This window comes from Aerococcus sp. HMSC10H05 (assembly GCF_001806975.1).
Taxonomy (GTDB): domain Bacteria; phylum Bacillota; class Bacilli; order Lactobacillales; family Aerococcaceae; genus Aerococcus; species Aerococcus viridans_B.
This window is the reverse complement of the sequence record NZ_KV786978.1, coordinates 1-22,726: the sequence shown is the minus strand read 5'-3', so window position 1 is coordinate 22,726 and position 22,726 is coordinate 1. Positions and strand designations below refer to the sequence as shown.

Annotated in this window: 16 protein-coding genes; 9 read left to right on the top strand and 7 right to left on the bottom strand. The window is 35.5% G+C overall.

Annotated features, from left to right (window positions below):
* Window positions 1-82: 82 nt before the first annotated feature.
* The 3 genes from HMPREF3116_RS04725 to HMPREF3116_RS04715 all read right to left on the bottom strand — a co-directional run bounded on the left by HMPREF3116_RS04725 (window position 83) and on the right by HMPREF3116_RS04715 (window position 3,408).
* Window positions 83-1,672 carry a type I restriction-modification system subunit M gene (locus tag HMPREF3116_RS04725; protein WP_070468045.1) on the bottom strand — a complete coding sequence of 530 codons (1,590 nt, stop codon included), beginning with the start codon at window positions 1,670-1,672 and terminating at the stop codon, window positions 83-85.
* A gap of 474 nt (window positions 1,673-2,146) precedes the next feature.
* Window positions 2,147-3,070, bottom strand: coding sequence for a cation diffusion facilitator family transporter (locus tag HMPREF3116_RS04720; RefSeq protein ID WP_070468044.1), 924 nt, complete (start codon window positions 3,068-3,070; stop codon window positions 2,147-2,149).
* Between the two features lie 23 nt (window positions 3,071-3,093).
* Complete coding sequence (locus HMPREF3116_RS04715; RefSeq protein WP_003143660.1) at window positions 3,094-3,408, bottom strand: ArsR/SmtB family transcription factor; 315 nt, start codon at window positions 3,406-3,408, stop codon at window positions 3,094-3,096.
* Window positions 3,409-3,813: 405 nt separating this feature from the next.
* Between HMPREF3116_RS04715 and HMPREF3116_RS04710 the strand changes: the two genes are divergently transcribed.
* The 6 genes from HMPREF3116_RS04710 (at window position 3,814) to HMPREF3116_RS04685 (ending at window position 12,623) form a co-directional block, all read left to right on the top strand.
* Window positions 3,814-4,629, top strand: coding sequence for a ZIP family metal transporter (locus HMPREF3116_RS04710; protein WP_070468041.1), 816 nt, complete (start codon window positions 3,814-3,816; stop codon window positions 4,627-4,629).
* A gap of 65 nt (window positions 4,630-4,694) precedes the next feature.
* A complete protein-coding gene (locus tag HMPREF3116_RS04705; RefSeq protein ID WP_070468040.1) occupies window positions 4,695-6,620 on the top strand; it encodes a heavy metal translocating P-type ATPase in 1,926 nt (641 codons plus the stop codon).
* Window positions 6,621-6,875: 255 nt separating this feature from the next.
* On the top strand, window positions 6,876-7,430 hold the full coding sequence (locus HMPREF3116_RS04700) for a recombinase family protein (protein WP_070468038.1): 555 nt from the start codon (window positions 6,876-6,878) through the stop codon (window positions 7,428-7,430).
* A gap of 1,002 nt (window positions 7,431-8,432) precedes the next feature.
* Window positions 8,433-9,266 (top strand): BglG family transcription antiterminator LicT, encoded by an 834-nt coding sequence (gene licT / locus HMPREF3116_RS04695; RefSeq protein ID WP_070468047.1) that lies wholly within the window; start codon window positions 8,433-8,435, stop codon window positions 9,264-9,266.
* An 81-nt stretch (window positions 9,267-9,347) separates the two neighbouring features.
* Window positions 9,348-11,201 (top strand): beta-glucoside-specific PTS transporter subunit IIABC, encoded by a 1,854-nt coding sequence (locus HMPREF3116_RS04690; RefSeq protein WP_070468036.1) that lies wholly within the window; start codon window positions 9,348-9,350, stop codon window positions 11,199-11,201.
* 12 nt (window positions 11,202-11,213) lie between these two features.
* Window positions 11,214-12,623 (top strand): glycoside hydrolase family 1 protein, encoded by a 1,410-nt coding sequence (locus HMPREF3116_RS04685; RefSeq protein ID WP_070468034.1) that lies wholly within the window; start codon window positions 11,214-11,216, stop codon window positions 12,621-12,623.
* 896 nt (window positions 12,624-13,519) lie between these two features.
* Here HMPREF3116_RS04685 and ltrA read toward each other — a convergent pair.
* The 3 genes from ltrA to HMPREF3116_RS04665 form a co-directional block, all read right to left on the bottom strand.
* Window positions 13,520-14,803 (bottom strand): group II intron reverse transcriptase/maturase, encoded by a 1,284-nt coding sequence (gene ltrA / locus HMPREF3116_RS04675; protein WP_070468030.1) that lies wholly within the window; start codon window positions 14,801-14,803, stop codon window positions 13,520-13,522.
* 1,107 nt (window positions 14,804-15,910) lie between these two features.
* Window positions 15,911-16,315 carry a hypothetical protein gene (locus HMPREF3116_RS04670; protein WP_070468028.1) on the bottom strand — a complete coding sequence of 135 codons (405 nt, stop codon included), beginning with the start codon at window positions 16,313-16,315 and terminating at the stop codon, window positions 15,911-15,913.
* Between the two features lie 298 nt (window positions 16,316-16,613).
* Window positions 16,614-18,059 (bottom strand): PTS transporter subunit IIC, encoded by a 1,446-nt coding sequence (locus tag HMPREF3116_RS04665; RefSeq protein WP_371440304.1) that lies wholly within the window; start codon window positions 18,057-18,059, stop codon window positions 16,614-16,616.
* A gap of 171 nt (window positions 18,060-18,230) precedes the next feature.
* On the opposite strand from HMPREF3116_RS04665, the gene HMPREF3116_RS04660 reads away from it, so the two are divergent.
* The 3 genes from HMPREF3116_RS04660 to rbsK are packed head-to-tail and all read left to right on the top strand — an operon-like array spanning window position 18,231 to window position 20,836.
* Window positions 18,231-19,244 (top strand): LacI family DNA-binding transcriptional regulator, encoded by a 1,014-nt coding sequence (locus HMPREF3116_RS04660; RefSeq protein WP_070468024.1) that lies wholly within the window; start codon window positions 18,231-18,233, stop codon window positions 19,242-19,244.
* Window positions 19,237-19,896 (top strand): ribulose-phosphate 3-epimerase, encoded by a 660-nt coding sequence (rpe, locus tag HMPREF3116_RS04655; RefSeq protein WP_070468023.1) that lies wholly within the window; start codon window positions 19,237-19,239, stop codon window positions 19,894-19,896. The genes HMPREF3116_RS04660 and rpe overlap by 8 nt, the downstream gene beginning before the upstream one ends.
* 13 nt (window positions 19,897-19,909) lie before the next feature.
* Window positions 19,910-20,836, top strand: coding sequence for a ribokinase (rbsK, locus tag HMPREF3116_RS04650; RefSeq protein ID WP_070468022.1), 927 nt, complete (start codon window positions 19,910-19,912; stop codon window positions 20,834-20,836).
* 762 nt (window positions 20,837-21,598) lie between these two features.
* Here rbsK and HMPREF3116_RS04645 read toward each other — a convergent pair.
* A complete protein-coding gene (locus tag HMPREF3116_RS04645; RefSeq protein WP_070468021.1) occupies window positions 21,599-21,988 on the bottom strand; it encodes a HEPN domain-containing protein in 390 nt (129 codons plus the stop codon).
* Window positions 21,989-22,726: the final 738 nt, after the last annotated feature.

Here is a 22,726-nt window from a genome sequence, read left to right as displayed (position 1 = left end):
CCCAACTTACGCTGTTCCCAATCATCAGTAAACCCTTTAAACCGAAGATTTGGTATTTTTTGTGAGTTTTTGTTTATACTCATTATCCCAAGACCTCCTTCAATGCATCAATAATATCTTTGGTATCATCTGTTACCGCTAAATCATCAACCATCGCTAAAAGTTCTTTAGAAACGTCTTCAATCTCTTGATCCGTTTGTTTCATTTCATCTTTTAAAGCCACAACATCAATCGGTTCAGCTTCTTCAAATGTATCGACATAGCGTGGGATATTTAGGTTGAAATCATTTTCTTCGATTTCTTCATATGTCGCAACATGTGCATATTTCTCAACGTCTTCACGTTTTAAATAAGTTTCATAGATTTTATCTAAATGCTTTTCTTCTAGTTTATTTTGATTTTTGGCTTTAGTGAATTCATTTGAAGCATCAATGAATAAAACATCACGACTATCACGGTTTTTCTTCAAAATAACCACCGTTGTAGGAATACTTGTATTGAAGAAGATATTTGCTGGTAAGCCAATAACCGTATCAACTGCGCCTTGTTCAAGTAAGGCTTTACGAATCTTCCCTTCTGCAGCACCACGGAAGAGTACACCATGTGGCAGAACTATGGACATTACCCCATCATTCTTCAAGTGGAAGTAACCATGTAATAAGAATGCGAAGTCGGCTTTTGATTTTGGTGGTAATACACCATAAGCAGCGAAACGGGGATCATCTAAGAAACCTTTTGCTGCAGACCATTTTGCTGAATAAGGCGGGTTCATCAGAACAGCATCAAAGTTTGTCGGTTCATCTTGTGGCCAGTCTGCATCTAAGGTATCCCCATTACGCAAAGTCTGATTTTCTGGATCTACATTATGTAGGAACATATTCATACGAGCTAGGTTATAAGTCGATGTGTTTAATTCTTGACCAAAATAACGAATTGTTGACGCTTCATTTGAATATTTAGACGCATTTAACAGCAATGAACCTGAACCCATTGTGGGGTCATAGACTGTTAAACCTTTCTTATCTTCTTTATTTGCCAAAGCGATTCGAGTCATAAGCGTAGACACCTGAGATGGCGTGTAGAACTCCCCGGCTTTCTTACCTGAGTCCTCCGCAAACTGTCCGATAAGGTATTCATAGGCATCACCCAAAGCGTCCCCATCATAATTAGCCAAGTTTAAATTATCTAAAGCTTTCATAACTTGAGAAATCGTATCGTTTTGTTTTTGTGGTGTAGCACCTAATTTTTTAGAGTTTAAATCAATATCTTCGAATAAATCTTCAAACACGTTTGACGATTGTTCAATATCACGTAAACCTTGTTGTAAGTGTTCACGTTGGAATGTATGGTTATTGATTTCTTCCATCAAAGCAGAGAATGTTAATTCTGGTTTAATTCGATAGGACATTTCATAAACCAATGCAGATTGAAACTCTTCGCTAAATTCATCATCCGCATAAGCTTCACGGTACATATCTAAAGCTTCATCTAAGTTTTCTGTCTTTTCTTCCAACATTTCCGATGAATGCACTAGCATCGTATCTGATAAATATTTGTAGAAAATCAATCCAAGTAAATAGTTCTTATACTCACTAGCGTCCATTTTAGAACGTAATACATCTGCCGAATTCCATAATGATTGATATAGTTCTGTTGCTGTTCCCTTAGTCATGTAAAATCCTCCAAATATAATTTAATGTAATCACTTTTATTGTTTAAAATACATAATTAAATACTATGCATCTATTATAACAAATGAGTGAATGTTTATAGCGCCGATTTGTAAATGTTTCCCAGCCTCTTGGCATTTTTATTGACTTCTCTTATTTCAACTTATTTGTGATAATTAATTCGACCAAGAAACTACACAATCTCTGAATTGTTACTCTATTAACTAACTAGAATCTATATTAGATTGTTAAATCAGAAAAAAACTCTATTTTTTCTCTGTGATTTCAGTATCAAAAACAATAAGTTATGAAACCGATAAATTAAGTAAAAAAAGCCAATTAAGTGTAAATTGTAATTTTATTTTGCATTAAATTTAAGGGGTGCTTTGCACTAATAAATCGAGTAGGAGACTAGCCATTAATTGGCTAGTCTCCTACTCGATTTAAAATAGTCCTTTTTTCAATATATAAATACTTTAACTGCCATAAGCATACCCTTTTTCCAGTTCGTCTTTACTTGTAGTTATTTCTATTGTGATATGATCCTTTACACCCGATGTGTGGGCAAGCTCTGCAATTTCTTCTTTGATTTCCCTAGTCTTGTTTATATCGGAAGAGTCTATAAGAACCGTAACGATAAGGGCATTTTCTTCTCCGTCCAGTGACCAAATGTGAAAATGAGAGAGATCCTTTACAGCAGGAATATTGTTAATGGAGTTCGCCAGGTTCTCTACGTTTACATTTTCAGGCGAACCGTTCAATAAAATTTTCATTGTACTGAAAAATTCAGGTACAGTTTTATAGAGGATATAGAGTGCTATCAAAATCGATAAGATTGGATCCAATCGATAAGCCTCGGTAAAGTTCATTACGATACTCACAACCAAGACCCCAATCCACCCTAATACGTCTTCCAGCATATGCAGGTTCAACATGCCTTCGTTTTTAGATGACCCTTTGCTTAGAATCCAAGCCGCATATCCATTCAATCCAATAGCCACGAGTGAAAGCCAAAACATGCCACTGTAATTAACCGGTTGCGGATCAATCAAACGTGGGATACTTCGGTAAATCATAAAAAATGAGCCGCCGATCAGTACTACTCCAGTTATCAACGCCCCTAATAATGAAAAGCGGTTATAACCAAAAGTGAACTGTTCATCTTGCTGCTTTTCTGAGTACCCCTGGAAAAACCAAGCGAATCCAATAGAAATGGAATCTCCTAAATCATGAACGGTGTCGGACATAATTGACACACTATTGAAAAGAGCCCCAAAGAAAAATTCAATCATGGAAAAAATAAAGTTGGTGAAAAAAGCAATTTTAATATTCTTATTCGGTTGATTTTGGTGCGAGTGATTTTCTTGTTTCTCTGACTTTGAAATTTTAAAAACCTCCATTTAGTTTTATACCTTATTAGCTTTTATTGTTCTTGTTCATTGATATGAGTTAAGACTTGTTCGAGAATACTGAAAACATGAAGATCATCAAGACTGTAAACCATGCTTTTCCCTTCTCTTCTTGCCTTCACTAAACGTGAATCTTTCAATATTTTTAGTTGGTGTGAAATCGCGGACTGTTCCTTATCCAATGCAAGCACAATGTTTCCAACACTGAGCTCTTCTTTCTGTAAAAGAAAGAGAATTGACAAGCGTGTAGGGTCACTAATCACTTTGAATACTTTGCTTATTGATTGGATCTTCTCTTTATTGATTGGCGAAGTTGTTGATGTATCCATATGCTCTTATTCCTCTCACATGATTTTCCATTCATATATATAATACCACATGAGTAAAACGATGCAAGTTTTTAGTTTATAGACTAAATTAAGACTTTTGTATTCATAATAGTAGTCCATTTGAACAAGAAGCATCTTGTCTTGACAAAGCTCATACAGTGAGTTATTATGATTTCGTAAACATATGAACGAAACTTCATATGTAAATCATAATCATTCCGATTTACATATGAAAGGAGATGGATACTGGATAAGCCCAAAATATATGAATCCTTGCCTTACTTCGGCAAGCATGCGAGTTCAGAAGTTGCAAAACACAAAAAAGTCGGTGTATAGTTATACTATTTCTATTAGTCTAACTCAAGTTGAAAAATATTTTACGGCAGTTAAAGGATGTGTATTTTAATGGTTGATTGGTTTTTGAGTTTAAACCCAATCTGGCAAGCAACATTAGCGGGTGTATTTACTTGGCTAATGACCGCCCTAGGTTCGAGTTTAGTATTTTTATTTCATGAAGTGAATGATAAACTTCTTGTCATTATGAATGGTTTTGCTGCCGGGGTTATGTTTGCAGCAAGTTACTGGTCTTTGTTAGCGCCATCCATTGATTTTGCAGAGCAAAATGGTTATGGTATTTGGTCATTTGTGCCTGCTTTGGTTGGTTTTTTAGTAGGAGGCCTCTTTTTAAGAGTTGTGGATGGCGTGGTCCCTCATTTGCATAATAGAACAAGCGGTGTTGAGGAAACTGAGGGTGTTGCTTCATCTTTATCGTCTACAACCCTTTTGTTTCTAGCGGTAACCATTCATAATATACCAGAAGGGTTGGCAATTGGTGTGGCTTTTGGAGCTGCTGGACAAGGAGTTTCTGCTATTACAAGTGCATTGGTGCTTGCACTGGGTATTGGGCTGCAAAACTTTCCCGAAGGTGCTGCGCTTTCAATGCCTATTCGAGCAGAAGGCAGTACAAAGGGACATGCATTTAATATGGGGCAATCCAGTGCACTTTTTGAAATTATATCAGCAACTATTGGCGCTTGGCTGGTCACACAGATAACTGTTATCTTACCTTATGCATTAGCTTTTGCAGCAGGAGCCATGGTATTTGTCTGTGTTGAAGAATTGATTCCTAATTCTCAAACGAATGGACATAGCGAAGTAGCGACAATGGCATTTATGATTGGTTTTGCTATCATGATGACATTGGACGTTGCTCTTGGTTAAACAATAAACAAAGGACACAAAAAAGTCTACAAAAATCAAATAAATTATATAGAAAGGTGATAAAAATGGAAAATATCCAAGAACAACAATCTCAAGAAAAACATAATCACAACCACGACCATGACCATGAACACGGAAAAATGCCAATCGTTTTATACTTTATTGGTTTAGCCTTAGCGGTGATCGCTTTATTTTTGAATGAAGATTATCAGTTAATGCGAAATATTTTATTCTCAATCGCTACAATCAGTGCAGGATATCATGTCATTGTTCTGGAAGGTCTTGGAGAGACAATTGAGAATACAAAAGCAAATAATAAGTTTACGCCTAATTCTCATATTTTAATGGGATTAGCGGCTATAGGAGCTTCAGCGATAGGGAATTTTTGGGAAGGAACGTTGTTGATTCTCATTTTTTCAGGCGCACATTTCCTGGAAGATTACGCTGAAGGAAGAAGTAAACGAGAAATCACGAAATTACTCGAAATGAATCCAACGACTGCCCGGTTAATCCAGCCTGATGGCAGTACAAAAAATGTTGACGTCAGTGAATTAAAAGTGGGAGATCAACTTCAAGTATTGAATGGCGATCAAGTCCCCATTGATGGCGTCATTTTGTCAGGCTCTACGTCCATTGATGAGTCGTCTATTAATGGAGAAAGTATCCCAAAAGAGAAGTCCAAAGGAGACGACGTTTTCGGAAGTACAATCAATGGAACAGGTACTTTCACAATGGAAGTCACTAAAGAAAATAAAGATACAGTATTTTCAAAAATTTTACAGTTAGTAAACCAGAACCAAGACAACCAAACAAAAGCTGCGAGTATAATCCAAAAATTTGAACCGAAATACGTTACAGTTGTTTTAATTGCCATTCCGTTATTCATGTTATTGGCTCCTTTTCTCCTAGACTGGACATGGTCACAAAGTATCTATAGAGGATTGGTCCTTTTAGTGGCAGCTTCACCCTGTGCTTTAGCAGCAGCTACCGTATCGGTAACTTTATCAACGACCTCTAACCTGGCCAAAAAAGGCGTCCTTTCAAAAGGTAGTTCTTACCTGTCTCAATTAGCCGATACTCAAGCAATTGCGTTTGATAAGACCGGAACTTTGACCAAAGGAAAACCTGAAGTAACCAATTATTATTTTGCTGATTCCGTGAACGAAGAAAATATGATTGATATCGTGGTAGCTCTTGAAAAAGAATCCAATCACCCCTTAGCAGATGCCATTCTAAGAAAGTTTGAACAAAAAAATCAACTGACTATTGAAGTAGAAAATCAGATTGGTAAAGGGTTGACAGGAGATTACAACGGCAAAAATTATCGGATCGGAAAACCAACTTCATTTGACGAGGTTGCAAATGAATATATTCGTTTAAATAATGAGTGGGCATCAGAAGGTAAGACAGTCGTATATGTAGCAGAAGATGAGAATGTCATTGGACTTATAGCTCTCATGGACGTTCCAAGTGAACATGCAAAAGAAACTATTAAATACTTTAAAGAACAAGGCATACACACCACTCTAATCACTGGCGACTCAGAAATGACAGGAAAAGCAGTTGCTGAACAATTAGGAATAGATGAAGTAATCGCGAATGTCATGCCAGAAGATAAATCTCGAATTATAGACGAGCAAAAAGAGAAATACGGCGTAACAGCAATGGTGGGTGATGGTGTAAATGATGCCCCAGCCCTTGTGAATGCAAATGTAGGGATTGCCATGGGAGACGGAACCGATGTAGCAGTAGAGGTGTCTGATTTAGTTTTAATGCAGGATGACTTATCTAAATTGGTTAAAGCTCATGGAATTTCTTCTAAAATGAATCGTGTCATATGGCAAAACATCCTTTTTTCAATGGCAGTCGTAGCCTTTTTAGTTGTAGTGAGTTTATTAGGTCTAACAGATATAGCAATCAGTGTCATTATTCATGAAGGAAGTACGTTGGTCGTTATTCTGAATGGACTTCGTTTATTAAAATCTAATTAATTCTATCAAAACCCATAAATCTAGGGTATAGTAATAACTGTCTGAAGTTAATATGCCTTTAACGTTCTAAAAACGTTAGAGGCATATTTTTTATAAATTACTTTGTCTCAAAAACAATCGATTATGAGACTGTTTTGAGAAGCGACTCTTTCTTCTCTAAAAGCGCTCTTTTTTAGTCTCAAAAGTTGTATCAATATCTATGTATCTTTAACCACCCTTTGTGATACAAAGAGGGTAACAAAGGGGGTTGGAACTGTGAGTGGATATATCTACGGATACGCGCGCGTCAGCACGCAACACCAGGATCTGAATCGGCAGCTAGACCTGCTAGCGGAACAAAATTGCAACGAAATCTTGACGGAGAAAATGACAGGGACTAAGAGCAATCGTCCTGAGTTGAACCGTCTAAAGGATAAATTGCGACCTGGGGACACGGTGGTGGAGAGCTTCTCCCGCTTGGGACGAAGCACCAAGGATCTGATTGACCTGGTCACCTACTTCGAGGAGCAGGACGTGAAGCTGGTCAGCCTGAAGGAGAACTTCGATACAACCACCCCGCAGGGGAGGCTCATGATGACCGTCTTCCAGGCCTTCAGCCAATTCGAGCGTGATTTGATTGTGGAGCGGACGAAAGAGGGGCTCCAGAGTGCCCGAGGTCGGATAGGCGGAAGACCACGTGTGAACAAACGTGATATTGAACGAGCCGTGAAACTGTATGAGAGCAAAGCGTATAGTGGCAAAGAGATTACAGAAATGACTGGTATCAGTAAAGCTACTCTCTATCGATATATAAAGAGTAAGAAAAAATAATAATTACAACATGTAGGGAGCACTGCTGCAATAGAACCACACACAGCCAGGAGTAATTTGAGGTTCAATTATTAAACTTATACTCTATAGAAGAAAGAAATACTGATATGGTCACAATAACAAAGGAGATTTATGAACAAATAAAAATTAAACTTCCTATAATAGATAGAAGTCCCGCTTCACGAAACGAATCTGGAAAGTTATGGAGAAATTTGAGAAGTAAATAATCTATTCTATTAAAAGTAATAACGATACATATCAAGTAATCAAGAGAAAATAACGCATTTTAAGCCGGTTTCAGATTTAAAAGTGAGTCACTGTTCACAATACTAGCCTAAAATGCGTTTTTTACCCATATCTTTTGTTAAGATTTATTTTGCAACTTATAGTTATAAGAAATGAATACGACAAAAAATGATTAGGTAGCGTTTATTAATCCATGTTCATTAGTCTTGAGTTTTGACTATACCGCAAACTTATTGTACAAAAAAATAGTAACAGACTGATTATGTAGTCAGTCTGTTACTATTCTTATATTTAGATTGATGGTTTATTTTATTAAAGAAATTATTATTGGGAAGTAAGTAAAAAATTAATGTCAATTTGGGGACATAGGATTTAATTCTAAAAAGGCAACAAACAGTATCCAATTCTACATACGGTTGAGAAGGTTCTGTTGCAAAGTTTTACATTCACCCTCAAAAAGCTGAGACGAATATCAAAACCAATCGAAGACTACTTACTGTCTCCCCTACGATCAAAGGCGTGGGAACCCTTCGAGGACTATAAAAGAAATACAAGATAAATGTGAAAAAGTTTGACAACGTTTTCTATAGGTGATATTATGTTGGTTGAACTGGATGTTATTACTTAGGTAAGCATGACCGGTTATTGTATTTAAAATGGATGTTATCACAAGAGTGAGCATGACCTGTTTATTGGATGAATTGTACAGCCAATAAAGTAGGTTTTTTTTTTACATTTATTAGCGAGGAAAATTTTATGATCATAAAAAGAGTGCTAAATAATAACACAGTGATTTCTCAAAATAGTAAAGGGATAGATGTTTTACTTATGGGTAAGGGAATCGCTTTTGGAAAGAAAAAAGGAGATACTGTCAAGATAGAGGCATTAGAGAAATCCTTTATCTTACACAATAAAGATGCTCAAAATAAATTTACAGAATTAATGATTGACGTGCCTATGGAACAAATAATGGTCGCAGAAAAAATCATCAATTTTGGAAAAATAAAATTGGGTAAAAGGTTAAATGAGATTATTTATGTTAATTTAACCGATCATATTCATTCTGTTATCGAAAGATACAGTGAGGGAATTATCTTAAAAAATCCTTTACGTTGGGATATTGCAAGATTTTATCCTGACGAATATGAAGTCGGAAAAAAAGCAATTGAAATCATCAGAAATGATTTATCCGTTCATTTAGAAATTGACGAAGCTGCTTTTATTGCAACTCATTTTGTTAATGCTGAGCTGGGACAAAAAAACGATCTAGCTTATGAAATTGCCGACATTACCAAAAAAATTGAAACCATTGTAAAAAAATTTTATCGAACAGAATTTGATGAATCTTCGTTAGACTATTATCGTTTCATCACTCATGTTAAGTTCTTCTCTCAACGCCTTTTAGTTGGAGATCATTATGATGATACCGATGCCGAGTTACTTGATACATTAAAACACAAATACCCAAATGAATACCAATGTGCGCTGAAAATAAAAGAATTTGTCGTAAAAGATTATGGTTACGAATTAAGCTCTACAGAAATTCTATATTTGACAGCACATATTAGAAGAATAACAAAAAACTTATAATAGGATGTTATCCAAAACGGAGCATGACCTAGAACGCTTTTTTATTGGCGTTTTGGGTCATTTTTTTTAGGAGGAAAAAAGATGAATTATTCAGAGTCAGCAAAAAAAATCTTACACGAAGTAGGAGAAACAGATAATATTCAATCTGTAACACATTGTATGACACGTTTACGTTTTGTTTTAAAAGATGAAAGTGTTGTTAAAGATGATCTTGTTAAAAACATTCCTGGGGTCATGGGAGTGATGAGAAAAGGCGGTCAATACCAAATTATCATGGGAAATGATGTAGCTGATTATTATAAAGAATTAAATAAATTAGGTAACTTTGGAACAGCTACACCAACTGCATCAACTGAGAAAAGAAAACCCTTTGATGCATTTGTTGATGTCATTTCGGGTTGTATGTCTCCTCTAATTCCAGCCCTTATTGGTGGAGGAATGATTAAAGTTATTTTAATTTTATTACCTCTGCTAGGTTTGTTAAGCGATACAAGTCAAACTTTCCAAGTCTTATCATTTATTGGGGATACACCGTTTTATTTTATACCTATTATGTTAGCTTATACGGCTGCTCAAAAGTTTGGAGTAACTCCCACTCTTGCAGTCACAATTGCTGGAGTGATGTTACATCCAAACTTTACTGCGATGGTTGCAGCTGGAAACCCGTTAGCTGTATTTGGTTTGCCAATTACCTTAGCGAACTATAGCTCGTCAGTTATTCCTGTTTTATTGATGGTTTGGATAATGAAATACATTGAAAACTTTTTTGATAAAGTGATTCCAACTGTTTTAAAAAGTTTCTTGAAACCTTTATTAATCATTGTAATTTCAGCTATATTAGCATTAGTTGTTGTCGGTCCATTAGGAACTTATGCCGGTGAATTATTGTCAACAATCATTTTATGGATTCAAAGTAAAGCAGGCTTTTTAGCATTAGGTTTAATGGGAGCATTTATGCCATTGATCGTTATGACAGGAATGCATTGGGCATTTGCGCCAATCTTTTTAATTGCTTCATTCCAAAATCCAGATGTATTAATTTTACCCGCTATGTTAGCTGCAAATATTGCTCAAGGTGCCGCTTCATTAGCTGTTTCTGTTAAAGCAAAAGATAAAAATGTGAAAACAGTTGCTCTCGCTTCTGGTATTTCAGCACTTCTTGCAGGTGTAACTGAACCCGCTCTTTACGGAGTAACATTAAAATATAAAAAACCATTATACGCGGCCATGATTGCTGGTGGAATTTGTGGGGTTTATATTGGATTTACTGGTCTTTCGGCATATGCATTTGCTGTGCCATCATTTATAGCTTTACCGCAATTTATTTCTGAAACTGGAAGTGCCAATTTTATTAATGCGATTATTGTTGCTGTTGCTTCATTCGTTATCACATTTGTCTTAACGCTCGTTTTTGGTTTTGAAGAAGAAGGAACAACAGAAAAAGTTGACTCTTCAGAAAACGTTGAAGCAGGAAGTCACGATCCTAAAAAAGTGTATTCCCCTGTTCAAGGAAAAGTCGTACCACTTGAAAAAGTAAATGACTCAGCCTTCTCAGAAAAACTTATGGGAGAAGGAATTGCTATCTTGCCTGAAAGTAATCAAATTGTTTCACCTTTTGATGGAACAGTAGCTGCCGTTTTTCCGACAAAACACGCGATTGGTTTAGTGAGTGACACTGGAATTGAAGTCTTAATCCACGTTGGCATTGATACCGTTCAGTTAAATGGTCAGTATTTTGAAAGTCTTGTTGAATCAGGAGATCGCGTTAAAAAGGGGCAACCAATATTAACCGTTGATTTTGATAAAGTTAAAGAAGCGGGTTATGATATTGTCACACCAATTATTGTAACGAATACAAGTGAATATGTAGCAGTTGTTGCTAAAGATGAAATGACTGAAGCGACACCAGAAAATGCGATTATTTATGTAATTTAAGGAGGATATATCATGAGTAACTTTCCAAAAGATTTTTTATGGGGTGGTGCTATCGCTGCCAATCAAGCAGAAGGTGCCTATAATTTAGATGGTAAAGGTTTAAGTGTTCAAGATGTAGCACCAAAGGGTTGGAAAGATCGACCAACTGAAGAACCGACGGAAGATAATTTAAAATTAGTAGGAATCGACTTTTATCATCGATACAAAGAGGATATTAAGTTATTTGCTGAAATGGGATTTAAAGTCTTTCGTTTATCCATTGCTTGGTCTCGGATTTTTCCTAAAGGGGATGAATTAGAACCCAATGAAGCGGGTTTAGCTTTTTATGACAACGTTTTTGACGAGTGCGCCAAATATGGTATCGAGCCTTTAGTCACGTTATCTCATTACGAAACACCTCTTTATTTATCTAAAACATATGATGGATGGAAAAGTCGTGAATTGATTGGCTTTTTCGAACACTATGCCAGAACAGTGTTTAATCGATATAAAGATAAAGTAAAGTATTGGATTACTTTTAATGAAATAAATTCGATTTCACATGCCCCTCTTTTAAGTGGCGGTATTTATACACCATTAGCGGAGTTGAGTCAACAAGACCTTTATCAAGCGATGCATCATGAACTAGTTGCCAGCGCAAAAGCGGTTAAAGCATGTCACGAGATTATTCCAAATGGTCAAATTGGTTGTATGATTTTAGGGATGCCCGTTTATCCATTGACGCCAGCGCCAAAAGATGTCTTGAAATCACTTGCAGCTGAGCGCGATAATTATTATTTTTCTGATATTCAGGTTCGTGGTTACTACCCAACATATACGAATCGTATTTTTAAAGAAAATAATATTCAACTAGAAATCTTAGAAGATGATATCGAGAGCTTGAAACATACAGTTGATTTTATTTCTTTTAGCTATTACATGTCCACTTGTGAATCCGCAGAACCTGGTCATGAAACCGGTGAGGGAAATATCTTAGGTGGTATTCCTAATCCTTATTTAGAGGCTAGCGAATGGGGTTGGCAAATTGATCCAGAAGGCTTACGTTACTATTTAAATAATTTATATGATCGCTATCAAAAACCATTGTTTATTGTTGAAAATGGTTTAGGAGCAGTTGATGAGTTAGTTGAACTAGCTGATGGGACTAAAACAGTGCAAGACGATTACCGAATCCAATATATGAATGATCACTTAGTTCAAGTAGAAGAGGCGCTTGAAGACGGGGTTGAAATTATGGGGTATACTTCATGGGGATGTATTGACTTGGTTAGCTTCACAACAGCAGAATTAAAAAAACGTTATGGTATGATTTATGTTGATCGTAACGATGATGGTTCTGGAACCTTAGAACGTTTCAAGAAAAAAAGTTTTAATTGGTACAAAAAAGTCATTGAAACAAATGGCGATAGTTTAAAAAAATAATAACGTATTTAAGCAGTCCCTCATTTATAGACGTTAAATTGAAGACAAACTGATTCCCAGCAAGGGAGTTGGTTTGTCTTTTATTTTATAATCGCCAATTTTGTATATCAAGACATACAACTCATGAACGTTCGCTGCAGGGAGCAGAGGCTTTCTTAGTGTATATCCAAGATGAAGTCATTGATAAATTCCAGATACCGACTTTAGATGTTCTAGGTATCTTACTGGTCTTACTAAAAAACGGGGCCCCTGTCGATATTCAAACACTCCAAGCATTGGAAACATTTGGCGAAAAAAATATTTTTACTCCCATCCTTCCATCCAAAATAATAGATAACATGGCTTTCGGTCTGAGACTGCCATCAAAGCTAGCATGGTTGTTGTTGTAAAGAAATTTCGAGTAACTGCATGCCTATAGGCCACCCAATTGATCGCTCTATATTCATGTAGCATTTCATCCAATATATGCAGATAAGTACCAATAAAGTGTTGTGAAAGCCCTACTCTCCCCCAACCAATCCTAGTACCATTGGATAAGTATTGCCTAACTGAAAGGTTGTAGGAATGGTTTCCCAAAGTTATGAATTAAAGGACTAGCACTAAGAACAAAGCAGAAACTATCCTTACAAAAAATTAGGACCGTAATGTAAAATAAAAAAAGCGATTGAATTTCCTACGTTTCCCCTCTAACGAATTCATCTATTAGGAAATTTAACAGGGCTAGTCAGACAGCTTGGATGAATTAAAAAGTTTGATTACAGGAAATATAGAAAGAAGCCACGATCCGCTTCGCTGAAAACAATGCTCGTATCGAGTAGGAGAATAATCATTAATTGATTATTCGTCCTCTCACACCACCGTACGTACCGATCGGTATACGGCGGTTCCGTTTTATACTAAACATGTATGCTGTTATAATGCTCTACACAAGAGACTAACCCAAATTGGCTTAGTCTTTTATTTGTAATAGTTGTTGTCAGAACCCAAGAGTAGGCCATACGGGTGACACCTTTGCTAGTATGGCTATTTTTATAAGCATCATACTTATTCATGCCTAACTTCATTAGGTTCTTTCGTCGATTCTTGGCTGTTTTCCACTTGTGCCAAATACACATTCTGAGACGAAGCCTCAGATGAGAATCAATCCCCATTAGTACTTTCTTCATTGAACCGATTCTGTAATAGTTTATCCAACCCCTAATAACTTGGTTTAGTCTCATTACTTGTGTTTTCGTATCGATACTCCAATTTTTTCGGGTTAAGATTTTAAGTTTGTGTTTGAAATTTTCAACAGATATTTTATGAGGTTTCGGTTTATAGCGCTTGTCTTTAAAATCTTGGTAGAAACCAAAACCTAGAAATTTAAATTCTGGGTCATGTGGTTTTACAATTTTAGACTTCGTGCTATTCACGATTAATCCCAATTTTTCCTCGATGAATTTCGTAACTGAACGCATGACTCTTCTTGCGGACATTTCACTTTTAACCATAATAATACAGTCATCTGCGTAACGAACGAAACGGAGGTTTCGTTTCTCAAGTTCTTTGTCGAGTTCATTAAGCATGATATTGCTGAGTAATGGCGAAAGATTCCCTCCTTGCGGTGTACCAATGGGTGTTGCTTGAACAGTCCCATTAATCTGTACGCCGCTAACAAGGAATTTACGAATCAACGAAATCACATCGCCATCAGGAATCGTTCTGGCAACAAGATTCATCAGACGGTCATGATGTACCGTATCAAAGAAACGCTCAAGGTCGATATCTACAATCCACTCATATCCTTCATTGAAAAATTCAAGTGCTTGAGTAATCGCCATTTGCGCTTGTCGGTTAGGGCGGAAGCCATAGCTGTATTCGCTGAAATGCTTGTCAAATATAGGCGTTAAAACTTGTGAAATTGCCTGTTGAATCACACGGTCTTTGACCGTAGGAATTCCTAGAAGGCGGACACCGCCATTTGGTTTTGGGATTTCTACTCGAAGGACAGGTGAGGGCTGATATTTTCTTTGACGAATTTCCGTAATCATTTCTTCTTTATTTCGAAGTAGATAAACACCTATTTCATCCGTTGTCATACCATCAATCCCTGCGACTCCTTTGTTTCGTCTGACTTGTTCATATGCCGCATTTAAGTTATCTCGATCCAAAATGCGGTCGAGTATATTCCTTTCATACATGTTTGTTATTTCCTTTCTTTCCCGTAAAGTCGGTATCCACTTTCTCGTCTCTTGACCAGTGGTCTTTTTCCTCTTCCAAAATTGATTTCCATAACGATAAAACGGTTCAGCCCTTCGCTCTTCCTAACTTTCATTAGTTGTCTTCACTACTACGGCTTCTGCTGACTTCTCATGGCTCAGTCTTGCATCACTACAAGGTTTTGGAGTAAGCCTATGAGACCTCCCCAGTTAAGGTGCGAACTCTTTGTCTCCATCTATCTGCCATATATACATCACACGATTGTTCCATTAGCTATTGGACTTCAGTTTCTTTTGCAACCTTATCCTCGTGCACTGCCTCCTATATGATTTCTGTTCGTCAGACCAGAGATTTTCCTCGAGCTTCCTTCAGATTCCGCATCGCTACGGACACCCTTGCTTTTAGCTATGTGCTTACCGCTAATGGGTCACACTCAGGACTTTCACCTGTTAGAGTTCGCCCATGCTGGGCGAACAAAAAAGACATTTCCTCATCACGAGTAAATGTCTTACATCGTTTAGTCCTTATTTAACAAAATTCATTTCCTTGTAATGACTTGAATGATATTTTATCGGTCTAAATCCATCGAAATTAGTAAGTAGTTATGCATCTTACTAATTTCTTTAACTAGTTAAAGAAACTCAAATCTGAAGCATTTTTTACAACTCATCATATTTATCGCTACGACCAAAACTTTTAAGTTATGAAACTAATTGCGTAGGAAAAGGTTATTATTATCAGTTGTAAACATTAAAGGGAATTCGTTTTAATAAAAAAAAGTGGCTGGGACAAAAGGTCTCTCAAAAAAACACACTCCCAAAACTATTGAACTATTTGTTCAGTAGTTTTGGGAGTGTGTTTTTCTATATGTTTATTAAAACTAACGAAAGTGGGAATATATTTTTCGAAAAAATACTTTTGTCCCGGCCTCTTTTTAGCGTATAAAATTTTATTATCTTCATATAATTTTGATATTAGAACGTGAACTCTAAGTTTATTGAATGGGTTGAGCTCATTCCACTAACTCTAATTATTGCGTCACTCCATGCTCTAGGAGAATTACCTCCCCATAATCTATTGTTATAACCTCAACCTGTATTGTAGGAAAAACTATTTGTTGTTGGATATTTTTGTAGTTTTTTACCACCAGCAGCAAATGACGAGTGCATTCCTACTGAGCGATTAGATGCACTATACATAGTAGAAATCGGTTTCCAATTGCCGTAGATTTTATTTACTTTGATTTGATCACCGGCTGCATTGTGAACATAGTCAACCTTTAACGTTGCTTTTACCCCGCCAGATGTTTTCTCTCCACCAGAAGATGCAAAAGTTGTAATTTCTAAGCTAGGAATAGGAACAAAAACCTCGTATGCTGTACTATCTGAAATACCACTTAAACTAAAAGCTGAATATGTAAAAGGAGATTCTACTTTTGAAGCCTCTAATATCGTTTCTTCAACAAGCCTTAAAATATTGCTACTGACTGGCACGTAAACGTTTCCCGATGACCATGATCTTCACCTCTCATCCGTTACATGTAATAACGAAAAATAAAGTAAAGGTGTTACTAACTGATACATGATAAATGCGATTTATTGAAAATTTTCGTCTATCGTAACTCTTAAAGGAGTGTTAGTCAGTTCATATTGTGGTTTAAACATTCTTCTAAAGCTCTTTCAAAAAGAAAAAAATGGAGATGGTTTTTTACCCCATCTCCATCAAAGAGTTTAATAATGATGTTACTTAAATAGTAATTATAGAAATCGAAAAAATAAATCCTGTAATAAACTACTTACTTACCTTTAAAACATCGTTCTTTATATGAGAAGATTTATTTAATTCGGTAGCTTTTAAATTATCTTTTTTCATTTGTTTAAAGTACCAAATGAACATCAAGATATAAGCTGCTAACGCTGCTATAGATGATAATATTAAAGTTAAGTCCATAGTGCTGACTGTTTTACCTAGTAATACAGCTAACATTTTTTCCAAGGGATCCGAATCAACTGAACTAAATAATTGACCTTCTGATAAACCAGCTGGAAAGCTATTCATTGCAATAGAAGCTGATGTAAGGAAATTTGCAATAAGAGTAGCTGCCCATAAGAATAAAGGAATCATTATCGTACCAATTATTGTCATTCGGATGACTTTACCTTTAGTAACAATCAATAAGGCTGGTGTTAAAACAGTTAATAAAATCCCTCCCAGAGGAAGAACTTGATTTCCCGGAAGAATCATAGCGATAATTAGAAGGATAGGCGCTAAAATATTAGCTACCGCCCATACCTCGGCCCTTGATGCAAGAATCGGCCAATCAATGGCAATAAATAATTTTCTACCTCTTAAATGCTTACTCATCAACGTAGTAACACCGTCTGATAATGGTTCAATAGCAGGTCCGAACCAACCACCAACATAAGCAAATAGCTCCAAAGCAACTCCTGCAGTAAATGCTAGATTAAAGATCTCTTGAGGACTTTGTTGTCCTAATAGGCCAATAAACAAACCTAAATAGACACCAATGGCAAATTTACTACCCCAAAAGCCAATTTTTTTATTTAAAATTTCAGCGTTAAAATCATATTTATCAATAAAAGGAATACAAATATCAATTAATTTATTAAAAATCATTACGATGGGAGCCACTAATAAAGATGGATGCGCTGTCGTAGTGATATTCGTTTCTTCATAGTCCAGTAATTTGTTGATTGTCGGTTTCATTACATCCGCATTAATCAACATAAGTGCATAAATAAAGACCACAAAAAGTGTGGTTATGAAAATGTTGTTATTAGAATAGTCTAAAATAATTAATCCTATAATAGAAATATTCCAAATATTAAATAAATCCACATTCAAGGTTTGGGTAGAAGAAGTAAACAACATGATCAAATTCATTATGATACAAACAAGCGCAAAATATAATGTATACATAGATCCCCACGTGATCACAGCTAGAGGTGCCCATCCTAAATCTGTTATAGACAAAGAAACGCCAGTAGACTCAACAAAGCTATTTAAAGCTGGTCCAAAAGCACTGGTTAATAAGGATATAATAGCACTCATACCAGTTAGTGCAATGGCCATTTTGATACCGCCTTCAATTGATTTGGAAAACGAAACTTTAAATAATAGCGATAGCAGAGTAATAACAATAAACATCATAGCAGGTGCGCCTAGTCCAATGAAAAAGTTAAAACCTGTATTTAATGCTTCAAACATATATAACATCCCCTTTAGTTTTCGTAAATGCGTAACCGGTTACGAAGTCTGAGGATAACTTCAATTTATCATATTTATTTTTTTAATACAAGAAAAATTATTCATATTGACAATCGGTTAGAAAAATAGGTATGATAATAAATGTAATCGGTTACGTTATTTTAAAGAGGAGTTTAAAGTATGGCAACAATACGAGATGTAGCAAAATTAGCAAATGTCTCTACTGCTACTGTTTCTAGAATTATTAACGGAAAAGGAGAAGCAAGTCCTGAAACTATTAAACGTGTAAATAAAGTAATTAGAGAAGTAGGTTATAGACCTAATTCTTTAGCTAAAAGTTTATCAAAGCAAGATTCGAATTTAATCGCTTTAATAATACCAACTTTAAATAATCCTTTTTTCCCAGAATTAGTTCAAGCCATTGAAGCCGCAGCCAGTAAATATGGATATAATTTATATCTTTGTAACAGTGAAGATCAAAGATCAAAGGTTGAATACTATCTTGATTCAATCATAGATCATTATGCATGTGGAGCAATTATTAATTCTTTACATGTTAGTGAAGATGATTTAAATCGTTTAGAAAAACGAGGAATCCCCACTATTACAATTGATAGGACACAATTTTCACATCCATATTCTGCCATTGGGGTAAACCACAAAGATGGGGGATATCAAGCTGTTTCTTATTTGGTAAAGAACAATAACTGTAAAAAAATAGTCTTTTTGTCAGGGCCAGATGGTGAAAAAAGCTCTTTAGATCGATTAGAAGGTTACAGAGAGGCTTTAAAGGAAAACAAAATAACAGATTTTGAAAAAATTGTTTATGGTAATTTTGAAACAGCCAGTGGATATAAAGCGATTAATGAGTTAATTAAAAAGGGTTGTACTTTTGATGCCATTTTTAGTTCTAATGACGCAATGGCATTTGGTGCTATTCGAGCATGTATTGATGCAGGATTACAAGTACCGAGAGAAGTGAAAGTTGTTGGGTATGATAATGTTTTACTTTCAAATTATTATTATCCTAAACTAACAACTATTAGCCAACACAAAGCGCGTATCGGAGAACTTACGATTAAAGAACTCGACCGTTTGATAAATCAACCAAATAGTAAGCCAAGAAAATATAATATTTCTCCTGATTTAATAGTCAGAGAGTCATCAAATAATAGGAGTGTAAAGAATGAATAAACTAGGACCATCATTAATGTGCACGGATTTAGGAAATGTAGAACAAGATATTAAAGAATTAGACAATGCAGCAGTAGATTTTTACCATATTGATGTGATGGACGGAGTCTTTGTTCCAAATTTTGGTCTTAACCTCGACTTTGTTAAAAGAGTTCGGGAAATAACTGAAAAACCACTTGATGTACATTTAATGGTGACAGATCCAAGCCGTTATATCGATACATTTGCAGAGGCAGGTGCAGATATGATTTCTATACATGCTGAAGCAACAACGAATTTACAAGGCGATTTAGCAAGAATTCAAGCACTTGGCTTGAAAGCAGGTGTGGCTATTAATCCTGCTACTTCACTGAACGTGTTGGACTATGTCTACGACGTAACCGATTACGTAGTGATAATGACAGTAAATCCGGGATTTGCAGGACAAAGATTCATACCATCTATCTATAATAAGATCCAAGAGCTTAGTGATCAAATTAGAAAACGCGGTCTGAACATTGATATACAAGTTGATGGAAATATTGGGAAGAACACAATCCCTAAGTGTAAGGCTAATGGAGCTACAATGTATATTGGTGGAACAAGTGCAGTTTATAGTAGTGCAGGAACATTAGAAGAAAATGTCAAAAAAACAAAAGAATTATTAGTATAAGGAGGAAATGTAAATGTTATATGATGTGGTAGTACTAGGTAGTATAAACATGGATATACGTGTAGAAACGAATAATTATCCAGAATATACTGAAACAACTTTTGCAAATAAGATTGAGATGTTACCTGGGGGGAAAGGTTCAAATCAAGCTGTTAGTGTAGCAAAACAAGGTAAAAAATTAGCTTTTCTAGGCGCCGTTGGTCAAGATAGTGCAGGTAAACAAATGCTTCAAAATCTAGAAAATCAAGGTATTTCTACTACCCATATCTTGCAAACGAATAAATCTAGCACTGGTACTTTTGTAGCGATCGTTGATAATGACGGAGAGAATACAATGGTGGGTACAATGGGAGCTAACGAAACACTATTGAAAGAAGATATAAGAGAAGCTTTTTCGGATATTGAGTCTAAGGTCTTACTATTACAAATGGAAACGAGTAGAGAATCTATTATTGAGGCCATGAAAATTGCAAAAGAAAAAAATATGTACACTATTTTAGATCCAGCTCCTGCAGATGGATATTTTGAGGAAGCTCTTAAGTATGCGAGTTTAGTTACTCCTAATCAGCAGGAGACAGAAAAAATAACTGGAATCAAAGTAGTAGATGAAGAGACGGCATTTGAAGCAGCTAAAAAAATACATGCAATGGGTGTTCCTGATGTTATCATTAAAATGGGGAACAAGGGCAGTTTAGTATACAAAAATGGAGAAAAGGTTTTAGTTGATTCAATCAAAGTCAAGGCGGTTGATACGGTTGGGGCTGGAGATACTTTTGCTGGTGCACTAGCAGCCACATTAGTTGATACAGATAATTTAGTAGAAGCAGTTCGCTTTGCAAATATAGCAGCAGGTATTAAAGTATCTAGATTTGGGGGACAAGAGGCTATACCAACTAAAGAAGAAGTGATGGAATATCAAAAAGAAGCTATAACGCAATAAAACTAATTTAAGCTAGTTAGCAACGCCATTTTGAAAAAATAGAGCGAATAAACATAAAATAAATTTATCTTAAATCGTCATGATGGTCTTTCTATTGGAACGTCTTGAGCTATTACTTAAATAAACTACTAGATATACCGGTTTTTCTTATTAGCACGTACAAGCTGTGTAAGGCATATGGATACTGTTATTACAAGAAAACCAAAGATATGGACAAAGTGATGGGAAATTATGGTAACAGCAGTTAAAAAAGCACGAAGCGATATAAGGAAATCGAGAGGTACGAAAATTATTGCTATTAGGAAAAAAGGCATTCGATCAAACACATGAAGCCCATCAGCAAGTTATAGATAACGAATCAGCATGGCCGGTTATAAGAGTAAAAGAAAGAAAAAGCTATATTGAAGTCCATTTTTTGAACGGAGAATAGCTTCATTATACGCCAACTGGAAAATGGTATTAAATGAGATAAATCATAAAAGCTAGTTGTAGGCATATTTTTAGCCCTATAACTAGCTTTTATTTATGCTTAAAGAAGAATAGACAAGAAGTAGAAGTTCTGGTAGAAGGGTATCTTTTTGCAGATCTGAAAGAAAATATAAGCAATGAAGAAGGCTATTATTTACTTTTAGAAACTGAATCTGATGGAGTTGTTGAGCATGGAGAACTCATCTAATATATTTCATAAATGGTTATTGTGAATAGATTAACAGGTTCCCTTAGATTTACGACTTCTCTCATCTATTACTGGAAAGAACATAATTAATTTAAGTTCTCAAACTCATATAGATTAATTAATACGTTTTGATAGTAGTTTCTATGAGATCTTGCGTCTATGCTATCTTTGTCTGCCAAACCTATTATTTTCATGACATGATATTCTGATATTATATTAAGAACTTTAGTTACTTGAACTATTTCTAACAAAGAGAATGTTTTCAAATCATCATTTGAACTACCATGAATGATATAATTTCTGGTATTTGAACACATCATTGCAAAATCACTTCTATCCCTACTCCTAGTAAAATTATACTCATCTAAATCAAATTTTTTAAGTAGGTCTGTTGGTGTCTCTCTCAATAATTCAAGCATTCTTCTCCTAAGAGTATGTTTATTTAAGTTATCTGTGCTATAGATGGTTTTCTTCATTACGCTTCCTCAATCTTAGAAGACATTTTTTTATTAATTCTGTCGCTTTAATTAATCCATCATTTACCTCTTTTTGTTCAGTCCCAAACTCCCTATGCAGGACTTCTAAATTAAGACAAGCATCTAAAAATGTATTTCCAACATAATTTCCACCTATAAACGATACAGAAAAGTTTTGAATAATAACTTTTATTTTCTTAAAATCATTAAAAAAGCGATTTAAATAACTTTCTAATTTATTAGCAACAGTTCCATATGGATATGGAGGAATGTGCTGATGAATTCTGCTTACTTCTTTCTGTTGTAGTGTATAAAACCTTCCATTACTATTAAATTTGTTTCCTAATGGATCCTCTGTCTTAGAAGGAAAGTCTAAAAATTGAATATTAAGCTTTTTACCTAAAAGTAGCTAATCGAGTTGGTAGAGTCTGCCTATGCAAGATATTGAACGGCCGTATACCGAACGGTACGTACGGTGGTGTGAGAGGTTGGGGCCGTAAGGCTTCTCCTACTCGATTGTTTATTACCTATTTCTGAAAAATCTTTTTCTTTTGACTGTAAATCAGTCTAGCCTTATTACGTTTTAAAAAGACTCAAAAAAGCAGCGTTAATGAACTCACGCTGCTTAAAATAGATTCTATTCTAATTTGATTCAAGCATCCACCCAGTATTTGACAAAGGTACTTTAATATTAATTTTGCGGTTATGTTGCAAAGTTTTAAATAAAGAATAAAATCC